Here is an 18,423-nt window from a genome sequence, read left to right on the forward strand (position 1 = left end):
ATAGAGCACCGGGGTTCGCCCCGCAGGGTTTTCATAGTCGTGCATCGAGCTCGATCGGTGCCCCAAAGGGAAGAGCGAGGAGTGCATGCGGGTACTCCGCCGCGGTGACGCCGGACCGGACGTCGCCGAGATCAGGTCCACGCTGGCGGCGATGGAGCTGCTCCCGCCGGTGACCGAATCCGGGGAGTACGAGGTCTTCGACACGGCGATGGAACACGCCGTACGGGCGTTCCAGCAGCGCCGTGGGCTCATCACCGACGGTCTGGTGGGTCCGGCCACCTATCAGGCGCTTCGCGGCGCCGGCTTCCATCTCGGCAGCCGTCCGCTGACCTACATGTTCTCCGCGCCCATGCAGGGTGACGACGTCTTCGCGCTCCAGGAGCGGCTGACCGAGCTCGGCTTCGACGCCGGCCGCCCGGACGGGCACTTCGGCCCGCAGACCGAGCGCGCGCTCAAGACCTTCCAACGAGACATGCGCCTGGTCGCCGACGGTATGTGCGGCCCGGCCACCATCCGTGAGCTGCACCGGCTCTCTTCGCCGCGCGCCCGCGGCGGCCGCCCCGTCTTCCTGCGTGAGCAGGAGCAGGTGCGGCAGGCGGGCCCCCGGCTGCGCGGCAAGCGCATCGTGATCGACCCGGGCCACGGCGGCGAGGACCTCGGTGTCGTCGCCGGCGGCCTGCGTGAGGCGGACATCGCCTGGGACCTGGCGCGGCGGCTCGAAGGCCGGATGCAGGCCACGGGTATGGAGGCGCTGATCTCGCGCGGCCCGAACCAGAGCCCGAGCGAGGGCGACCGGGCGAAGTTCGCGAACGAGGCGGGCGCCGACCTGTTCCTTTCGCTGCACAACGACAAGAACCCCTCGCCCAAGGCGCAGGGTGTCGCGAGCTTCCACTTCGGCACCGGCAACGGCACCACGTCGACCGTCGGCGAGCTGCTGGCGGGCTTCATCCAGCGTGAGCTGGCCGCCCGCACCGGCATGCTCGACTGCCGCACGCACTACAAGACCTGGGAGATCTTCACCCGCACCCGCTGCCCGGCGGTGCGGATCGAGATCGGCTACCTGACCAACCCGGAAGACAGCCGCAAACTGGCGGACCCCGCTTTCCGCGACGTCGTCGCCGAGGGCATCCTGGTCGCCGTGAAGCGCCTGTACCTCCTCGGCGAAGGGGACCAGCCGACCGGCACGTTCACCTTCGCGGACGTCCTGGCCCACGAACTCGCCAAAGCGGAGTAGCCAGTCCTCCACAGCCGCACGCGGGCGCACATCTCCCTGCCGACGCCGTCGGCACAACCGGTTGTGTGCCCCCGCACCCGAGCACGCCACCCCTAGATCCACCCGGCGCGCAGCCCCCGCCCTTCCCGGGGGGCGTCCCCAGGTCCAGCCTACCCATCCACAGATTTTCCACCGCTCCTATCAGCGATCTGTGGATAACTCGGCGGGTTACCCACAGCTGTCCCCAGGCCGGGGGATGGCTGCTGCGCGCGCTCTGGAACTCTGCTAAAGCGGCTCACCAGGGCGCTAGGAACGGTCCGTTCCTTGCGAAATTTGCTAGGAACGGTCCGTTCATGGCAATCGGAAGGTGACCGTCCAGAAAGACGGAAGAGGTCAGGCGCGGCCCATGCTCGGCTCGGCCGTCGTGATGGAGACCTGGCCGAGCAGCCGTTCGAGGGCCGCCTCCACGTCTTCCTTCCACGAGATCGCCGACCGCAGTTCCAGGCGCAACCGCGGCCACCGCGGATGCGGCCGCACGGTCTTGAACCCGACGCTCTGCAGGAACGCGGCAGGCAGGACACAGCTGTGCCCGCCGTCCGGATCGGTCTCGTCGGGCTTGGCGTCCCCGAACGCTTCGATCGCGCGGACACCGCGTTTGGTGAGGTCTTTGGCGACCGCCTGCACCAGCATCCGGCCGAGTCCGCCGCCCTGGAATTCGGGAAGCACCTGGAAGGCGGTCAGCAGGACCGCGTCCGGGCCGGGAGGCGAAGTCGGGAAGGCCAGCGAGCGCGGCACGGCGTTCGGCGGCGCGTAGAGCACGAAACCGACAGGCAGGGTGTCGCTGTAGACGATCCGGCCGCAGGACCCCCACTCCAGCAGCACGCTGGAGACCCAGGCTTCCTTCTCGACCTCTGTCGCGCCGTACTCCTCGGCCTGCGCCTTCATATGCGGCGCCAGCTCCCAGTACACGCAGCGGCGGCAGCTCTTGGGCAGGTGCTCGAGGTTGTCCAGGGTTACGCCCACGACGCGACGCGACACAGACAAACCTCCCTGAATGAAGATCACCCGACGCAGCCTTGTCCCGAGCAGGGCTCACTGAAGGGGTCCGGTCCCGAGGATAGGCCGATGTGATGAACACCGAAAGGCCAGGGCCCCTCAAGGGAGGGTGGTTACACTCGATGGAACTACCAGTCGGTAGCGACTATGTCCACTTCGAAGCCGGGTGAAGCGCCTGATGACCGAGAACCGCCCTGTCCGGCCGGAGCCCGGCCGCCACAACCTCGACCCTCATCTCGACCGCTACGCCGCGCGTACGGCCGGGATGACTGCTTCCGAGATCAGGGCCTTGTTCGCGGTGGCCAGCCGTCCCGAAGTGGTGTCGCTCGCCGGCGGCATGCCGAATCTCGCCGCGCTCCCGTTGGACACGCTGTCCGCGCAGGTCGGCGAGCTCATCGCCAAAGAAGGCCTGGTCGCGCTCCAGTACGGCTCGGCGCACGGTGTCCCGGCGCTGCGCGAGCAGATCTGCGAAATCATGGCGCTCGAAGGCATCAAGGCCCACCCGGACGACGTCGTCGTGACGGTCGGCTCCCAGATGGGGCTCGACATGGTCACCCGGCTGTTCTGCGATCCGGGTGACGTCATCATCGCCGAGGGCCCGTCGTACGTCGGCGCGCTCGGCTCGTTCGCCGCCTATCAGGCGGACGTCGTCCACGTCGCGATGGACGACCACGGCCTGGTCCCCGAAGGCCTCCGCGCCGCGCTCGCGGAGACGCGGAAGGCGGGCCGCCGGGTCAAGTTCCTCTACACGATCCCCAACTTCCACAACCCCGGCGGCGTCACGCTGGCCGTCGAGCGGCGCGCGGAGATCGTGGAGATCTGCCGGGAGAACGACATCCTCATCGTCGAGGACAACCCGTACGGGTTGCTCGGCTTCAGCGGACAGACGTACCCCGCGCTCCGCTCGATCGACCCCGACAACGTCGTTTACCTGGGCTCTTTCTCGAAGACCTTCGCTTCCGGCCTGCGGGTCGGCTGGGTGCTCGCCCCGCACGCCGTCCGGGAGAAACTCGTGCTCGCGGCCGAGTCCGCGACGCTTTGTCCGCCGACGCTTAACCAGTTGATCGTGTCGCGATACCTCTCGACGCACGACTGGATGGGTCAGATCAAGACCTTCCGCGAAAACTACCGGGAGCGCCGGGACGCGATCCTGTCCGCGCTCGAACAGCACATGCCCGCCGGCTGCAGCTGGACCAAACCCGACGGCGGTTTCTACGTCTGGATGACCGTCCCCGAAGGCGTGGACACGAAGGCGATGCTGCCGAGAGCCGTCACGGCCCGGGTCGCGTACGCCTCCGGAACCGGTTTCTACGCAGACGGTTTCGGCAGCAGACAGCTTCGTCTTTCCTACTGCTACCCGACGCCCGAACGGATCCGCGAAGGCGTCCGGCGGCTTGCCGCGGTGCTCGAGTCCGAAATGGACCTGGCGCGTACCTTCGGTAACGCGAGCCCACGCTCGATCTCGGGGCCGCAGAACCCCTCTCCGGACACGGTCTGATCGACCGGACGTCCCCAAGCACAAAAGGAGTCTCGGTGGTCGACCGCACCGTTGCCGTACTCGCAGGCGGGCTTTCCCACGAACGCGACGTCTCTCTCCGCTCCGGACGCAGGCTCTCGGTCGCGTTGCGGGCGGAAGGTCTCATCGTCGAGGAGTGGGACACCGACGCGGGTCTGCTCGAACGCCTCCGCACCCAGCGGCCGGACGCGGCCATCGTCGCCCTTCACGGTGGTGAGGGGGAGAACGGCGCGGTGCAGACGGTGCTGGAGATGCTCGACGTGCCTTACGTCGGCACCAGCTCGGCGGGCTGCCGTCGCGCGTGGGACAAGCCGACGGCCAAGGCGCTCGTCGCCGACGCGGGTTTCACCACGCCGGACTGGGTCGTGCTGCCGCACAGCACCTTCCGTGAACTCGGCGCGCAGGCCGTGCTGGACTCGATGGTCGACACGCTGGGCCTGCCCATGATCCTGAAGCCCGACCAGGGCGGATCGGCGCTGGGCGCCCAGGTGGTCAAGGACGCCGCCGAAATGCCCGGTGCGATGGTCGGCTGCTTCGCTTACGGCGACACCGTCCTCGCCGAGAAGTTCGTTTCAGGCGTCGAGGTGGCCGTCACGGTCATCGAAGGCGAAGAGGGACCCGAAGCCCTGCCCGCGGTCGAGATCGTGCCGGAGAGCGGCGTGTACGACTACACCGCCCGCTACACCGCGGGGCTGACCGATTTCTTCACGCCCGCGCGGATTCCCGACGACGCGGCCAAGGCGGTCGGCGAGCTGGCCGTCGCCGTCCACCGGCAACTCGGGCTTCGCGACATCTCCCGCACCGACGCCGTGGTCGCCGAAGACGGCACGGTCTACTTCCTCGCGGTGAATCTGTCGCCGGGCCTGACCGAGACGTCGATCGTCCCGGTGGCGATCGAGGCGTCCGGAGGCACTCTCGGATCGGTCTTCGCCGGCCTCGTGGGACGGGCGATTTCGCGCAAGAGCTGAGTCTGTTTCAGTTCTGGACGACGACTACCTGGAATTCGTCTTCGTAGACGATTCGCCCCGGATTCGCTGACCGCACGGTCACGCATGCGATCTCGTGCGTCTCGAGAATCGCCAGGTAGCCGTCGACCCGCTCGATGAAGACCCGAGCGGTCGCCTTGAACCACGCCGCGGCTCCAGGATTGACCTTCGGGTCGTAGACGCTCGGGTCGGTGTGCGCGGGATTGGTGAAGTTCGCGTCGTACCAGTCGTTGTTCGTCCGGCGGAACGCTTCCTGCTCGGCGGTGAGGCGTCCGGCGCGGGCGAGCCCGTTGACGAGACCGAAGACCCCGGTGAAGTTTCCTCGCTCGTCGCGGGCCGGGCTCTGGAACCGGACGAAGGGGAGACCGGTCATCGAGTCTTCGAACGCCGACGCGTCCGCAGGAGCGGCGCAAGCGGTCGGGTACATCTCCGGATCGGGTATGGGCGCGGCCACCTCGTCGGCGGCCAGTTTCACGGGAAACATCTCCGCCAGACCGCCGCGAGTTCGACCAACTCGCGCGCGCCGGGTATCGCCTCCGCTTTCGCGGTGACGACTTCGGTCACCAACCTCAGCAACTCGTCCGCACCGGGGGGAGCCCGCGCCGCGCGAACAGTTCGGCCTCGGCGACGGACCGACACGGCGCGGCGGCCATGACCAATCCGTCGCGGCCGAAGACCATCGCGAGCGATTTCGACCGCCGAAGAGACTCTTCATACTTGCCCCCAGTTCAAGCACTCAGCGTCATCAAATCATCCACAATCGGCTATCGTCACCGTGACAAAACGACCCAGGGTGATCCCTAATCGGTTTCCGGTGTCTGATTTGCCTGATTTTGATCCATGAGCGCCACGATGCGTTCAAGATCGTCGACCGAGCCGAATTCGAGCGTGATCCGCCCCTTGCGGCGACCCAAGTCGACCTTCACGCGAGTGTCGAACCGGTCCGAAAGGCGGTTCGCCAGTTCTTGGAGACCGGGCGCCTGGATCGGCTTGCGGGGAGCGGGCTTCGGCTTGGCCGGCTTCTCGCTCTTCTTGAGCGTGACGGCTTCCTCGGTCGCGCGGACCGACATGCCTTCCGCGACGATCCGTGCGGCCAGCTCTTCCTGACTGTCGGCGTCCTCGAGAGAGAGCAGCGCCCGCGCGTGGCCCGCCGAAAGCACCCCGGCCGCGACCCGTCGCTGGACCGCGAGGGGGAGTTTGAGCAAGCGGATCGTGTTCGTGATGACCGGCCTGCTGCGCCCGATCCGGCCCGCCAGCTCCTCGTGCGTCACCGCGAACTCGTCGAGCAGCTGCTGATACGCGGCCGCCTCTTCGAGCGGGTTGAGCTGAACGCGGTGGATGTTCTCGAGCAGCGCGTCGCGCAGCATCGCCTCGTCGGCGGTCTGGCGAACGATTGCCGGGATCGCCTCCAGCTCCGCCAACTGGGAGGCACGCAGGCGCCGCTCGCCCATGACGAGTTCGTACTCGTCGGTGCCGAGCTCCCGGACCACGATGGGCTGCATGAGCCCGAACTCGCGGATCGAGTGCTCCAGCTCGTTGAGCGCGTCCTCGTCGAAGACCTGCCGCGGCTGCTTCGGGTTCGGCTTGATCTGGCTGACCGGCACCTCGCGGTAGACCGCGCCGGCGACCGTTCCGCCGTGCGAACCGGCCGCGCCGTTGGCCGCGAACCAGCCCTTGTCGTCCGGCCCCGCGGGCTTGCTCGCGGGAGCGGACGGGACGGGGGAGCCGTTCTCGGCCGGTGCCGCCGAACCCGGCGGCGGGCCCGTGGGGATCAGGGCGGCGAGCCCGCGCCCGAGCCCCCCTCTGCGCTCGCTCATGCCGTACCGCTCCTTTCCTTCATCTCCACCCCGCGTTGCGCGATCTCCTTGGCCGCGTCCACGTAGCTCATCGCTCCCCGGGAACCCGGGTCGTACGCGAGGACCGTCTGCCCGTATCCGGGGGCTTCGGAGACCTTCACGCTGCGCGGGATCACCGTCTTGAGAACAGTGTCCCCGAAGTGGTTCCGGACCTCGTTCGTCACCTGATCGGCCAGCTTCGTCCGGCCGTCGTACATGGTGAGCAGGATCGTGGAGACGCTCAGCTCGCGGTTCAGATGCGCCTGGACGAGCTCGATGTTGCTCAGCAGCTGACCCAGACCTTCGAGCGCGTAGTACTCGCACTGGATCGGGATCAGCACCTCCTGCGCGGCGACCATCGCGTTGACGGTCAGCAGGCCGAGCGACGGCGGGCAGTCGATGAAGACGTAGTCGACGCCGATCTCGTCGAGGATCTCCGACGACAGCGCCTCCTTGAGCCGCATCTCGCGGGACGCCATGGAGACGAGTTCGATCTCGGCACCGGCGAGGTCGATGGTCGCGGGCACGCAGTAGAGGTTGGGTGACTGCTCGCTCTGGGCCGCCGCCTCGGCGAGCGACACCTCGCCGATCAGCACCTCGTAGATCGACGGCGTGCCGGAGCGGTGGTCGATGTCGAGCGCGGTACTCGCGTTGCCCTGGGGGTCCAGGTCGATCACGAGCGTCTTGAGCCCGTGGACGGCCAGGGCGGCGGCGAGGTTCACCGTGCTCGTCGTCTTACCGACGCCGCCCTTCTGGTTGGCGACCGTCAGCACTCGCCGGCGGTTCGGCCGGGGGAGCGCACCCTCCTTGGGATGCAGCACGCTGGCGGCGCGGACGGCTTCTTCGGCGATGGGCGTCCAGCCGAGTTCCTGGCCGGCGCTCGCAGGGTCGGACGGCGGGGGAGTCACCGGTCTCGAGCCTCCTCTGTATTAGACGTGGGAGTCGTTCTGCGTTGTTTCACGTGGAACCGGTCTAGCTACGCCTGCGCGATCGAGACGGTTTCGGGGGCAGACGGTGGATCACGACGACCGTGCTCGGAACCTCGAGCACCTGGGTGCCGCACTCGAAGACTTCCGGTTCGCCACCGCCGGCCTTCCGGACGGCGACGCGATCGCGTTCGATTTCCTCTCCAGCGCTCGCTCCTTTGAGGGCGACCAGAGCACCTTGGGAACGCACGAGCGGGAGGCACCAGTTCGCGAGCCGGGCCAAGGGAGCGACCGCCCGGGCGGTGACGACATCCGCGCCACCGAGCTCCTCACGTACCTGCCGCTCCTCCGCGCGCCCGCGGACAACGGTGATGGGGAGTTCCAGCTTCTCGGCAACCTCGGCCAGCCAGTCGACCCGGCGGGCCATCGGTTCGAGCAGAACGATATCGAGGTCCGGTCGGCTGATCGCGAGCGGTACACCCGGAAGCCCCGCGCCCGAGCCGACGTCGACCACGCGGGCGCCGTCGGGGATCCGCTCACCGATCACGGCGGAGTTGAGGACGTGGCGCTCCCACAGCCGGTCAACCTCGCGGGGTCCGATGAGCCCGCGCTCGACGCCGTGCCGCTCCAGGAGTTCGACGTAGCCGACGGCTTGCTCGACGCGGTCTCCGAATACTTCAGACGCCGCACTCCGTACCGATGCGGCGACCCCGTCCAAGCCCAACTCTCGCTCCTCAACCTCGACGCCGTTTCACGTGAAACGCGCTCCACTGATTGTCCATGACGCCGACCGCAAAGCGGGGAGACAGTCCGAAGTTGTGGACAACTCCACTCGGCTTCCCGCGTTTCACGTGAAACCCCACCGCTGTAATTCACCCCGGACACAAAGAAGCGGCCCGCCGGATGACCGGCGGGCCGCTTCGTTCGGGAAAACCGTCAGGCGGGGAAGATGACGACCCGGCGCTTCGGGTCCTCTCCTTCGCTCTCGCTCTTGACCCCGTCGACGGCGGCGACCGCGTCGTGCACGACCTTCCGCTCGAACGGGCTCATCGGCTGAAGCCGGACGCGCTCGCCGGACGAGACGACCGTCTCGGCGGTCGAACGACCGAGCTCGCGGAGCTCCTCGCGGCGGTCCGCGCGCCAGCCCGCGATGTCCAGCATCAGCCGGCTACGCGAACCGGTCTCCTGCTGCACCGCCAGGCGGGTCAGCTCCTGCAGCGCTTCGAGGACGGTGCCGCGGGGGCCGACGAGCTTCTCCAAGTCTTCGCCGCCGTCGATGCTGACGATCGCTCGGCCCGCTTCGACATCGAGGTCGATGTCGCCGTCGTAGTCCAACAGGTCGAGCAACCGCTCGAGGTAGTCGCCGGCGATGTCGCCCTCCTTCACGAGGACGTCGTCGTCGACACCTCCCTTGCGAGCGGTCTCTTCAGCGGCGCCCTCAACCTCGGCCGCGCTGTTCTCCTCGGCGTCGATCGTGTCGATCGTCTCCGCCATTACTGGTCTCCTCTCCGGCCCGGATCGGCGTCAGCGACGCTTCCGGCCCGATTTCTTAGTCGAGTCCGAGATGAGACCGGGCACGTCCGCACCGTTCTCCTTCGAGCCGTTCGTCGACGACTCGGCCGTTCCGTCTGTGGTGTCCTTCTTCTCCGGGGCGGAGGAACCGGTCTGGGCGAAGCCGTGCGGGGAGCCCGCCTTCTTGACCTGTCCGGTGGAGGACGGCTTGTTCTTCTTCTGCTGGACCGGCTTCTGACCGGGGCGCGGCGCGGTCGGCTTCTGACCGGGCTTCGGGCCGAGGTTCGAGCGCTTCTCCTTCTCGGCCGCCTTGCGAGCCTCTTCTTCCTTGTCGATCTTCGTGTAGACGAGGCGCTGCTGCATCAGGGTCCAGCCGTTGTTGGCGAGCCAGTAGATGAGCAGACCGATCGGGAAGAGGGCACCGAAGATGAGGACACCGAGCGGGAAGATGTACATCGTCAGCTTGTTCATCATCGCGGTCTGCGGCGTGGCCGACTCGGGGTTCTGGCGCTGGACCGAGTGACGCGCGGTGAGGTGCGTGGCGATGCTGGCGACGATCATCAGCGGGATCGCGACCGGGGCGACGCCCCAGTGGAAGCCGGTCTCCGCGTTGCCACCGCTGACCATGTCGACGCCGGTGTAGATGGCGTCACCGAGGTTCGTGCCGAACAGCTTCGCGTGGACGTACGACTCGACGCCGGCCTGATCGAAGAAGTAGTTCTCGGTCTTCGGGCCGCCGTACGGGTTGATGGTGAACATCCGCAGGACGTGGTTCAGACCGATGAAGACCGGGATCTGAAGCAGCATCGGCAGGCAGCTGCCCAGCGGGTTGACGCCGTGCTCCTTCTGGAGCTTCTGCATCTCCATCGCCTGGCGCTGGCGATCGTTCGCGTACTTCTTCTGGATCTTCTTCATTTCCGGCGCGAAGTCCTGCATCTTCTTCATCGACCGGACCTGGTTCACGAACGGCTTGAACATGATGCCGCGGACCGTGAACGTGAGGAAGATGATCGCGAGGACCCAGGAGAACGCGTTCGCCTCGCCGAACACGAACCCGAAGACCTTGTGCCAACACCACAAGATGAAGGACACAGGGTAGTAGATGAAGTCGAGCACTGAGCTACTCCTCGATCGGTGTTTCAGGTCGGCGGTGGCGCCACGAGAACGTCTCGGGTACCGGGTCGCGCCCGGGCATGGTCCACGGGCCACAGCGCAGCAGGCGCCGGACCGCGAGATACGTGCCGCGGCCGGCGCCGTGCCGGGTCAGTGCCTCGACGGCGTACGCGCTACAGCTCGGGTAGAACCGGCACGCCGGAGGAAGGAAGGGGGAGATCGCCTTGCGGTACAGCTTGATGGGCAGGAGCAGCACCCATGCCACCGGGCCGGGCCGGGCGTCTTCGGTGGTCTCGTTCTCGGTGGCTCGCATGCCGTTACACCGCTGATCCGTTGTCGGGTGGTCGCGTCTGGCGGGACTTCCCGGACAGCCCGAGACGCCGCAACGACGCGTCGAGGTCCGAACCGAGTTCCGCGCTGGACGCGTCCGCGGCCGGAGGTAGTGCCCGTATCACCAACGAGCTGCCCGGCGGCAGTGTTCCGAGCCTGGCGGAAACAAGATGCCTCAACCGGCGGGTGACGCGGTGGCGGACCACCGAGTTCCCCACGGCCTTGCTCACCACAAAACCCGCCCGCGCCGCTTCGGCGGCATCGGGCGGGTCCGTGGTCAACGCATGGACGACGAGGCGGCGCCTGCCTGCCTTGGCCCCACGCCGCATCACGGCACGGAAATCCTCACTGCGCCGCAACCTCGCGGCGGCCGGCAGCACGACGTCCCTCGACGACGGCCGGATCAGGCGGACAGCGCGCCGCGGCCCTTGCGACGGCGAGCCGCCAGGATGGCCCGGCCGGCGCGGGTCCGCATGCGCAGCCGGAATCCGTGGACCCGGGCGCGGCGGCGGTTGTTCGGCTGGAAGGTGCGCTTACCCTTGCTCACGACTAACTTCTCCTGTTTCTCGGCCGCCGGGAACGGTTCGACCCGTTCCTGGCGTGTCGTGCTGACGCACGGCAGTCTCTGGTGTCTCCTACCAACGTGTGGCCTCGTCACGTCGAGCGACGACAACGTGGGCACGCGAAACGCCCCCGCTGTATACGGGAGACCTTACGAGGGTACGCACCCACCGCCCGAGCCCGGCAGGCACCCCCTCGACCACGCACCGCGACGGTACGTGGAGAGTGATCACCGACGACGCGAGGGCATCGAATGGCAACACGCCGTACACCGTGAAATGCTTGCGCGCGAGGATGCCTTGTGGCAACGAGCGGGGCTTGTTAGCGTGCCCCTCCCGGGTTTTCGCCGAGGTGGAACGGTGCAGGCGCCCGGGTGTCCTTGGGGATGTGGAGGCGTCCCGTCGGCATACGTCGAGCCCGCAGGTGACGTCACCGCGGGCCGCCGTACATTAGTGCACAGCTGTGGACAACTATGTGGATATTTGCTGTGCGCATGAGTCGATCGGGCCAGGATGACGCTCGACCCGGCGTTCGGGCCGCTGAGTGATCTCGCCGCAGCGCACCGATTGAGGGGAGGGGAGTCAGGCAGGTGTCCGATCACCAGCACAATCTTGGCGTCATCTGGGAACAGGTCGTGCGCGAGCTGTCGGATGGCACCCTCTCCCCGCAGCAGCGCGCCTGGATGCGGGTGACCCGGCCGATCGGCCTGCTCGACGGCACCGCACTGCTCGCCGCCCCCAGTGACTTCGCCAAGGAAGCGATCGAGCGCGCCCTCCGCGGCGCCATCACCGAGGCCCTTTCGCGCCGGCTCGGCCGCGCGGTCTCGCTCGCGGTGAAGGTCGACAGCACAGAGCCTTCGATGCCTCCGCCGCCGCCCTCGCCCGGCCCTCGCTACGAACCGACGTCACCCAGCCGGGTGGAAAACGGTTCCGGACCGGTGCCGGGTACTCCTCCGCTGCCCGAAGGCGACGGCATGCTGTCCCCGACCAGGCCCCGGCCCGAGCCTCCCAAACCGAGGCCGCCCAGGCAGCAGCCGGTGGACAACAGCCTCAACGATGGCGATGACAGCGATGAAGAAGTCGACGAAGAGGGCGAGGCCCTCGCCGCCGTGACCGAGATCTGGCCGACGTTCTCCGGGCAGCCGATCGCGGGCCAGCCCTACACCGCGCCGGCGCAGCCGCAGACGTCGAAGACGAAGCTCAACGAGAAGTACACGTTCGACACGTTCGTCATCGGCGCGTCGAACCGCTTCGCGCACGCGGCCGCGGTCGCCGTCGCCGAAGCACCGGCGCGCGCGTACAACCCGTTGTTCATCTGGGGAGAGTCCGGGCTCGGGAAGACCCACCTGCTGCACGCGGTCGGGCACTACGCCCAGCGGCTCTTCCCCGGTATGCGCGTGCGGTACGTGTCGACCGAAGAGTTCACCAACGACTTCATCAACTCGCTGCGCGACGACCGCAAGGTCGCCTTCCAGCGCCGCTACCGCGACATCGACATCCTGCTCGTCGACGACATCCAGTTCCTGGAAGGCAAAGAAGGTACGCAGGAAGAGTTCTTCCACACCTTCAACACCCTCCACAACGCGAACAAGCAGATCGTCGTCTCCTCCGACCGCCCGCCGAAGCGCCTCGAAACGCTGGAAGACCGGCTGCGCACGCGGTTCGAGTGGGGCCTCATCACCGACATCCAGCCGCCGGAGCTCGAAACCCGGATCGCGATCCTTCGCAAGAAGGCCGCGCAGGACCGGCTCGCCGTTCCCGGCGAAGTCCTGGAGTTCATCGCTTCCCGCGTCGAGGCCAACATCCGGGAACTCGAAGGCGCGCTCATCCGCGTCACCGCGTTCGCGTCACTGAACCAGCAGCCCGTCGACGTGGCCCTCGCCGAGATCGTCCTCCGGGACCTCATCCCGGATTCGCACGCGCCGGAGATCACCGCGCCGACCATCATGGGCGTCACGTCCGAATTCTTCGACGTGACCCTCGACGACCTCTGCGGCCCCGGCAAGACGAAGGCGCTCGCGACCGCGCGGCAGATCGCGATGTACCTCTGCCGCGAACTGACCGACATGTCGCTCCCGAAGATCGGGCAGACCTTCGGCGGCCGCGACCACACGACCGTCATGCACGCGGACAAGAAGATCCGCAAGGAGATGGCCGAACGGCGCCGCATCTACGACCAGGTCCAGGAACTGACATCGAGGATCAAGCAGCGCGCACGGCAGTGATATCTGTCGAGCGCTGACGAAAAGCGCGCCGAAGGGGCGTCGTTCCGCTTCCACCTCGAGGTGAGCGGGAAGGCGCCCCTTCATCGCGTTTTCGTGGGCCTTCGGCCCGAAAGAGGGCACTCGACGGTGAAGTCTCCCGTCGCGCTGACGCGCTTCCGGGAGACCGTTGGGTCATCTGAGGATCAATCCCTTGGCCGACAAGGGTTTCGGGGCTCTTGCCGGTAGGTGGGAGCCCCTTCGTTGTGTCTATATAGGCCCGAAGCGCGCGTAGGCGGAGAAGGGGCGAAGGGGGCGAAGGAGGCGTAGGGGTGCTTCGCGATTTTCCTTGTGTACAAAGGGAATCCACAGGGTGTGGGCAGACTGTGCACAACTCCGGTGGGTTCGGGAGCTGCGGTGACCGGGAGTCCGTCCACATCGCACTCACAGGGAATCCACAGCATGTCCACACCAAGATCCACACCTTGTCCCCAGGTTGCCCACATCTTGTGCACAAGGGTGATGCAGGCTGCACGGATCACTCTCCCGAGCGATTCCGGTCACGAACGGCGCCCACAACCCTGGGTACAAACCGGCGCACAACTGGGGATAACCGTGGGGACAACTGTGGATGACTGTGGACAGATCGAGCACCGCCCGAATCCATCCACGGATCGCCCGAGCTGTCCACCGTCCGTACACACCCGGAGTCCACAGGGTTCCGAGCGCCCGGACCTGCGCGAACGAGCCTTGTCCACACAATCCACAACACCTATTACTACTGCTGTCTTTTCTTCTTCTCTAGAAGAGAACAAAACAAAAACAGGCGAAGGACGAAGTTGGGGACAGCTCCAGAGCCGTGTCGTCTTGTCGACAAAAGCAAGGGGAGGCCGAGGTGACGTGGACCCCGGGGACGGCCTAACGTGGGTCCCTGCACCTGGTCTGCGTGTCGACGTGCGTTCGCGTCCTCGCTCGGACCGAACACACCTGCGAGGCACCTGGCCATCGCGCTCTCCGGCCGAGGTGACCCGTTGAGCTTTCGAGCCGTCAGGGGCTCGGCTGTCGAAAGGAAGCGCGCATGAAGATCCGCGTCGAGCGTGACGGGCTGGCCGACGCCGTCGCGTGGGTGGCGAGAAGCCTCCCGTCGCGGCCTCCGGTCCCGGTGCTGGGCGGTGTCCTCCTCGATGCGGGATCCGACGGGACGAGTGACGCCCTCACCGTCTCCGGATTCGACTACGAGGTCTCCGCCACGGTCGGCGTCCCGGCCACCATCGCCGACGGCGGCCGCCTCCTGGTCTCCGGCCGTCTGCTGGCCGACATCACCAAGTCGCTGCCCGCGCAGCCGGTCGAGATCTCCGTCGACGGCGCCCGCGCGACCATCACCTGTGGCTCCGCGCGCTTCTCCCTGCCGACCATGCCGGTCGAGGACTACCCGCAGCTCCCGTCCCAGCCCGCTTTCGCCGGTGAACTCACCGGCGACGCGTTCGGCCAGGCCGTCACCCAGGTCGTCGTCGCCGCGGGCAAGGACGACACCCTCCCGATGCTGACCGGTATGCGGCTGGAGATCTCCGGCTCCTCGCTGACCCTGGTCGCCACCGACCGCTTCCGCCTCGCGATGCGCGAGTTCACCTGGGAGCCGGCCGAGGGGCTGTCCGACGCCGCCGTGCTCGTCCCGGCGCGCACGCTCGCGGAGGCGGCGAAGACGCTCGGCGCCAGCGGTTCCAAGATCCGCCTCGCGCTCGCCAGCGGCGAAGGTCTGCTCGGTCTCTCCGGTTCCGGCCGCTACACCACGACCCGTCTCCTCGACGCGGAGTTCCCGCCGTACCGGCAGCTGCTGCCGGCGCAGCACACGTCGCGCGCGGTCATCGAGGTCTCGGCGCTCGCCGAGTCCATCAAGCGTGTTTCGCTGGTCGCCGAGCGTGGCACCCAGGTGCGGCTGGAGTTCAACGACGGTTCGCTGCGGCTGTCCGCCGGCGGCGACGACGAGGGTTCGGCCGAAGAAGAGCTTCAGGTCGACTACGAGGGTGAGCCGGTGACCATCGCGTTCAACCCGGGTTACCTCGTCGACGGGCTCGGCGCGCTGAACGCGAACCGGGCGGAACTGACGTTCACCACCCCGAACCGGCCGGCGCTGATCAAGCCCGCCGACGAGGAGGGCAACGTCGTCCCCGGCTACCTGTACCTCCTGATGCCGGTTCGCCTCCCGGGCTGACCGGCCGCCACTTCTGTTCGCACCAAAGGGGATCTTCATGGCTCAGCTGGGACTCATCGGCCTCGGCAAAATGGGGTTCAACATGCGTGAGCGGCTGCGCGCGGCCGGTCACGAGGTGGTCGGCTACGACCGCAACCCCGACGTCACCGACTCCACCTCACTCGAGGACATGGTGTCCAAACTGGACGGTCCCCGGATCGTCTGGATCATGGTGCCCGCCGGTGAACCCACCCGGCAGACCGTCGCGGAGCTCGGCAACCTGCTGTCCGAGGGCGACCTCGTGATCGACGGTGGCAACTCGAAGTACACCGACGACAAGATCAACGCGGACCTGCTCGCCGCGAAGAAGATCGGTTACCTCGACTGCGGGGTCTCCGGTGGCGTGTGGGGCAAGGACAACGGCTACGGCCTGATGGTCGGCGGCGCGGCTTCGGACGTCGAGAAGGCCATGCCGATCTTCGACGCGCTTCGCCCCGAAGGCCCGCGTGACGAGGGCTTCTCGCACGCCGGGGCCGTCGGCTCCGGTCACTACGCGAAGATGATCCACAACGGCATCGAGTACGGCATGATGCAGGCCTTCGCCGAAGGCTTCGAGCTGCTCGAAGCCGCGAAGGTCGTCGAGAACGTGCCCGCGGTGATCAAGGGCTGGCAGCGGGGGACCGTCGTCCGCTCCTGGCTGCTCGACCTGCTCGTCCGCGCGCTCGACGAGGACCCGGAGCTGGACGACCTCGAAGGCTACGTCGAGGATTCCGGCGAAGGCCGGTGGACGCTGGAAGAGGCGATCAACAACGCGGTCCCGGCGCCGGTCATCTCGGCCGCGCTGTTCGCGCGGTTCGCGTCGCGCCAGGAGGACTCCGCCGCCATGCGGGCCGTCGCCGCGTTGCGCAACCAGTTCGGCGGACACTCGGTCAAGAAGGCCGGCGACTAGGCAAACGGGTTGTACTTAAGACATCTGCAGGTCACCGACTTCCGGTCCTGGCCACAAGCCGATCTCGCGCTCGAACCCGGCCCGACCGTCCTCGTCGGACAGAACGGCCGCGGCAAGACGAACCTCCTGGAGGCGATCGGCTACATCGCGACCCTGGGCTCGCACCGCGTCGCGACGGACGCGCCGCTGGTGCGGCACGGGTGCGAACGCGCGCTGATCAGGGTCGCGGTGGTCAACGAGGACCGCGAGCTGACGGTCGAGTTGGAGATCACGCCCGGCAAGGCGAACCGCGCCCGGGTCAACCGCGGCGCGGTCGGCAAGCCCCGCGACGTACTCGGGATCCTGCGCACGGTGCTGTTCTCCCCGGAGGACCTGGCACTGGTGCGCGGGGATCCCGGGGAGCGCCGTCGTTTCATGGACGAGCTCCTCGTGCTGCGCGCGCCCCGGTACGCCGGAGTCCGCGCCGACTACGAGAAGGTGCTGAAGCAGCGGAACGCCCTGCTCAAGACGGCTGGCAAGCGGCGGACGGGACGCGAAGACCCGTACGCGTTGTCGACGCTCGACGTCTGGGACGACCACCTGTCGGTGGCGGGCGCCGCGTTGCTGGCCGCCCGGCTCAACCTGATCGCGGACCTCGCGCCGTACGCGGCCGCCGCGTACATGGGAGTCGCGCCCGACTCTCGCCCGGCGAAGATCGCGTACAAGTCGAGCCTCGGCGAAGCGATGCCGGAGGGCTATGGCACGCCCGACGGTCCTCGCGCCGACCAGGCCGTTCTCAAGGATGTGCTGGTCGAGGCGTTGAAACGGTCGCGGAACCTGGAGCTGGAGCGCGGGGTGAGCATGGTCGGCCCGCACCGGGACGAACTCGATCTCATCCTCGGCGAAGCGCCGGCGAAGGGCTACGCGAGCCATGGGGAGTCCTGGTCGTTCGCCCTCGCGTTGCGTCTGGGAAGCTACGAGCTCCTGCGTGGCGAGGCCGGGGAACCGGTGCTTCTGCTGGATGATGTGTTCGCCGAGCTGGACCGGCGTCGCCGGGCCCGGCTGGCGGAGGTGGCGGCAGGCGCCGAGCAGGTGCTGGTGACCGCCGCCGTGGACGAGGACGTGCCCGCCGAACTGGCCGGACATCGGTTCCTCGTGGCGGATGGTGAGATCAGCCGAGGGTGATCCGTGAAGCGGATACCCCGGGTGATCGGCGCCACAGCAGTTGCCCACCGATCTGGGGACAAACCTGTGGACAGTGTGGATAACACCGGGAACGCGTTATCGCCGCGCGTGACCAATGGGCCTGATAAGCGGCTTGACACCCCCCACCCGGGCGGTAACCCGAGTGAGGGGGCTTTGTTCGATACGCAGCGTGAACTCACCGCGGTATCGAACGGCTCAACCGATACTGAAAGCAAGGAACCGACCACTGGGCGTGATCTCGCTCGGGCCGCGCTGGACGCCGCGAAGGCCAAAGCCAAGGCCCGCGGGGTTGAACCGGGCGTGCGTCGCGGCCGTGTCACCGGAGGAGGAGCGGCTTCGGCCGGCCAAAGCCCGCGACGTCGTCGCTGGTCAGGGCCGGGCGCGGACGCCCGCGATCCGCAACCGCTCGGCAGGCTCGCCTCCCGGATCGCGGTCGACCGTGGCTGGAACACGCGGCTGGCCAACGGTCAGGTCTTCGGAAGCTGGACGCGGCTCGTCGGTGAAGAGGTCGCCGAACACGCCCAGCCGGTGGCCTTGAAGGACGGCGAGCTGACCGTGCGAGCGAGCTCGACTGCGTGGGCGACGCAGCTTCGCCTGCTCCAGGGGCAGCTGCTGGCGAAGATCGCGAAGGGTGTCGGGCACGGCGTAGTGAAGAAGATGCGGATCCAGGGGCCGACGGCGCCGAGCTGGCGGAAAGGGCCCCGGCACGTGCCGGGACGCGGCCCGCGTGACACGTACGGCTGATCCGAGTTGCGCTTCGCCGCGACAGTGCCCATTAAAGCGCCGAGAACGCCTTCGGAGTGCTTCGCGAACGTCAAGACTCTTCTTCGAACGAATTAGCGCGCCTGTG

Annotated in this window: 18 protein-coding genes; 8 read left to right on the plus strand and 10 right to left on the minus strand. The window is 67.7% G+C overall.

Annotated features, from left to right (window positions below; genetic code table 11):
- The first annotated feature begins 85 nt into the window (after positions 1-85).
- The gene (locus ACOCEP_RS11045) at positions 86-1,234 is read left to right on the plus strand and encodes an N-acetylmuramoyl-L-alanine amidase (protein WP_007032252.1); all 1,149 of its coding nucleotides are present in this window, start codon (positions 86-88) and stop codon (positions 1,232-1,234) included.
- A gap of 372 nt (positions 1,235-1,606) precedes the next feature.
- On the opposite strand, the gene ACOCEP_RS11050 is transcribed toward ACOCEP_RS11045, so the two are convergent.
- Complete coding sequence (locus tag ACOCEP_RS11050; RefSeq protein ID WP_125679353.1) at positions 1,607-2,251, minus strand: GNAT family N-acetyltransferase; 645 nt, start codon at positions 2,249-2,251, stop codon at positions 1,607-1,609.
- 196 nt (positions 2,252-2,447) lie between these two features.
- On the opposite strand from ACOCEP_RS11050, the gene ACOCEP_RS11055 reads away from it, so the two are divergent.
- Positions 2,448-3,767: an aminotransferase-like domain-containing protein gene (locus tag ACOCEP_RS11055; RefSeq protein ID WP_482337152.1), complete on the plus strand. Its 1,320-nt coding sequence runs from the start codon at positions 2,448-2,450 to the stop codon at positions 3,765-3,767.
- 35 nt (positions 3,768-3,802) lie between these two features.
- The gene (locus ACOCEP_RS11060) at positions 3,803-4,753 is read left to right on the plus strand and encodes a D-alanine--D-alanine ligase family protein (protein ID WP_482337153.1); all 951 of its coding nucleotides are present in this window, start codon (positions 3,803-3,805) and stop codon (positions 4,751-4,753) included.
- 7 nt (positions 4,754-4,760) lie between these two features.
- On the opposite strand, the gene ACOCEP_RS11065 is transcribed toward ACOCEP_RS11060, so the two are convergent.
- The 9 genes from ACOCEP_RS11065 to rpmH form a co-directional block, all read right to left on the minus strand.
- Positions 4,761-5,246: a hypothetical protein gene (locus ACOCEP_RS11065; protein WP_482337154.1), complete on the minus strand. Its 486-nt coding sequence runs from the start codon at positions 5,244-5,246 to the stop codon at positions 4,761-4,763.
- Positions 5,247-5,571: 325 nt separating this feature from the next.
- Entirely contained in the window at positions 5,572-6,588 is a 1,017-nt protein-coding gene (locus ACOCEP_RS11070) for a ParB/RepB/Spo0J family partition protein (RefSeq protein ID WP_482337155.1), read from the minus strand.
- Positions 6,585-7,514: a ParA family protein gene (locus ACOCEP_RS11075; protein WP_016338354.1), complete on the minus strand. Its 930-nt coding sequence runs from the start codon at positions 7,512-7,514 to the stop codon at positions 6,585-6,587. Before ACOCEP_RS11075 ends, ACOCEP_RS11070 begins: the two co-directional genes overlap by 4 nt.
- 64 nt (positions 7,515-7,578) lie before the next feature.
- A complete protein-coding gene (gene rsmG, locus ACOCEP_RS11080; protein ID WP_482337156.1) occupies positions 7,579-8,256 on the minus strand; it encodes a 16S rRNA (guanine(527)-N(7))-methyltransferase RsmG in 678 nt (225 codons plus the stop codon).
- A gap of 212 nt (positions 8,257-8,468) precedes the next feature.
- Positions 8,469-9,026, minus strand: a complete 558-nt coding sequence (locus tag ACOCEP_RS11085) for a Jag family protein (RefSeq protein ID WP_007032243.1) — start codon at positions 9,024-9,026, stop codon at positions 8,469-8,471.
- A gap of 30 nt (positions 9,027-9,056) precedes the next feature.
- Complete coding sequence (gene yidC, locus ACOCEP_RS11090) at positions 9,057-10,160, minus strand: membrane protein insertase YidC (RefSeq protein WP_482337157.1); 1,104 nt, start codon at positions 10,158-10,160, stop codon at positions 9,057-9,059.
- A gap of 4 nt (positions 10,161-10,164) precedes the next feature.
- Entirely contained in the window at positions 10,165-10,470 is a 306-nt protein-coding gene (yidD, locus tag ACOCEP_RS11095; protein WP_016338357.1) for a membrane protein insertion efficiency factor YidD, read from the minus strand.
- A gap of 4 nt (positions 10,471-10,474) precedes the next feature.
- Entirely contained in the window at positions 10,475-10,867 is a 393-nt protein-coding gene (gene rnpA, locus ACOCEP_RS11100; protein ID WP_126734759.1) for a ribonuclease P protein component, read from the minus strand.
- A gap of 23 nt (positions 10,868-10,890) precedes the next feature.
- The gene (gene rpmH / locus ACOCEP_RS11105; protein WP_005154511.1) at positions 10,891-11,034 is read right to left on the minus strand and encodes a 50S ribosomal protein L34; all 144 of its coding nucleotides are present in this window, start codon (positions 11,032-11,034) and stop codon (positions 10,891-10,893) included.
- 603 nt (positions 11,035-11,637) lie between these two features.
- Here rpmH and dnaA point away from each other — a divergent pair.
- The 5 genes from dnaA (at position 11,638) to ACOCEP_RS11130 (ending at position 18,317) form a co-directional block, all read left to right on the plus strand.
- The gene (gene dnaA / locus ACOCEP_RS11110; RefSeq protein ID WP_125679342.1) at positions 11,638-13,272 is read left to right on the plus strand and encodes a chromosomal replication initiator protein DnaA; all 1,635 of its coding nucleotides are present in this window, start codon (positions 11,638-11,640) and stop codon (positions 13,270-13,272) included.
- Between the two features lie 1,054 nt (positions 13,273-14,326).
- On the plus strand, positions 14,327-15,460 hold the full coding sequence (dnaN, locus tag ACOCEP_RS11115; protein WP_016330460.1) for a DNA polymerase III subunit beta: 1,134 nt from the start codon (positions 14,327-14,329) through the stop codon (positions 15,458-15,460).
- A gap of 37 nt (positions 15,461-15,497) precedes the next feature.
- Positions 15,498-16,388 (plus strand): phosphogluconate dehydrogenase (NAD(+)-dependent, decarboxylating), encoded by an 891-nt coding sequence (gene gnd / locus ACOCEP_RS11120; protein WP_482337158.1) that lies wholly within the window; start codon positions 15,498-15,500, stop codon positions 16,386-16,388.
- A 9-nt stretch (positions 16,389-16,397) separates the two neighbouring features.
- Positions 16,398-17,552 carry a DNA replication/repair protein RecF gene (gene recF, locus ACOCEP_RS11125; RefSeq protein ID WP_482337159.1) on the plus strand — a complete coding sequence of 385 codons (1,155 nt, stop codon included), beginning with the start codon at positions 16,398-16,400 and terminating at the stop codon, positions 17,550-17,552.
- A gap of 273 nt (positions 17,553-17,825) precedes the next feature.
- Positions 17,826-18,317, plus strand: a complete 492-nt coding sequence (locus tag ACOCEP_RS11130; RefSeq protein ID WP_482339683.1) for a DciA family protein — start codon at positions 17,826-17,828, stop codon at positions 18,315-18,317.
- The last annotated feature ends 106 nt before the right edge of the window (positions 18,318-18,423 follow it).

It is taken from the genome of Amycolatopsis sp. CA-211722 (assembly GCF_056828465.1).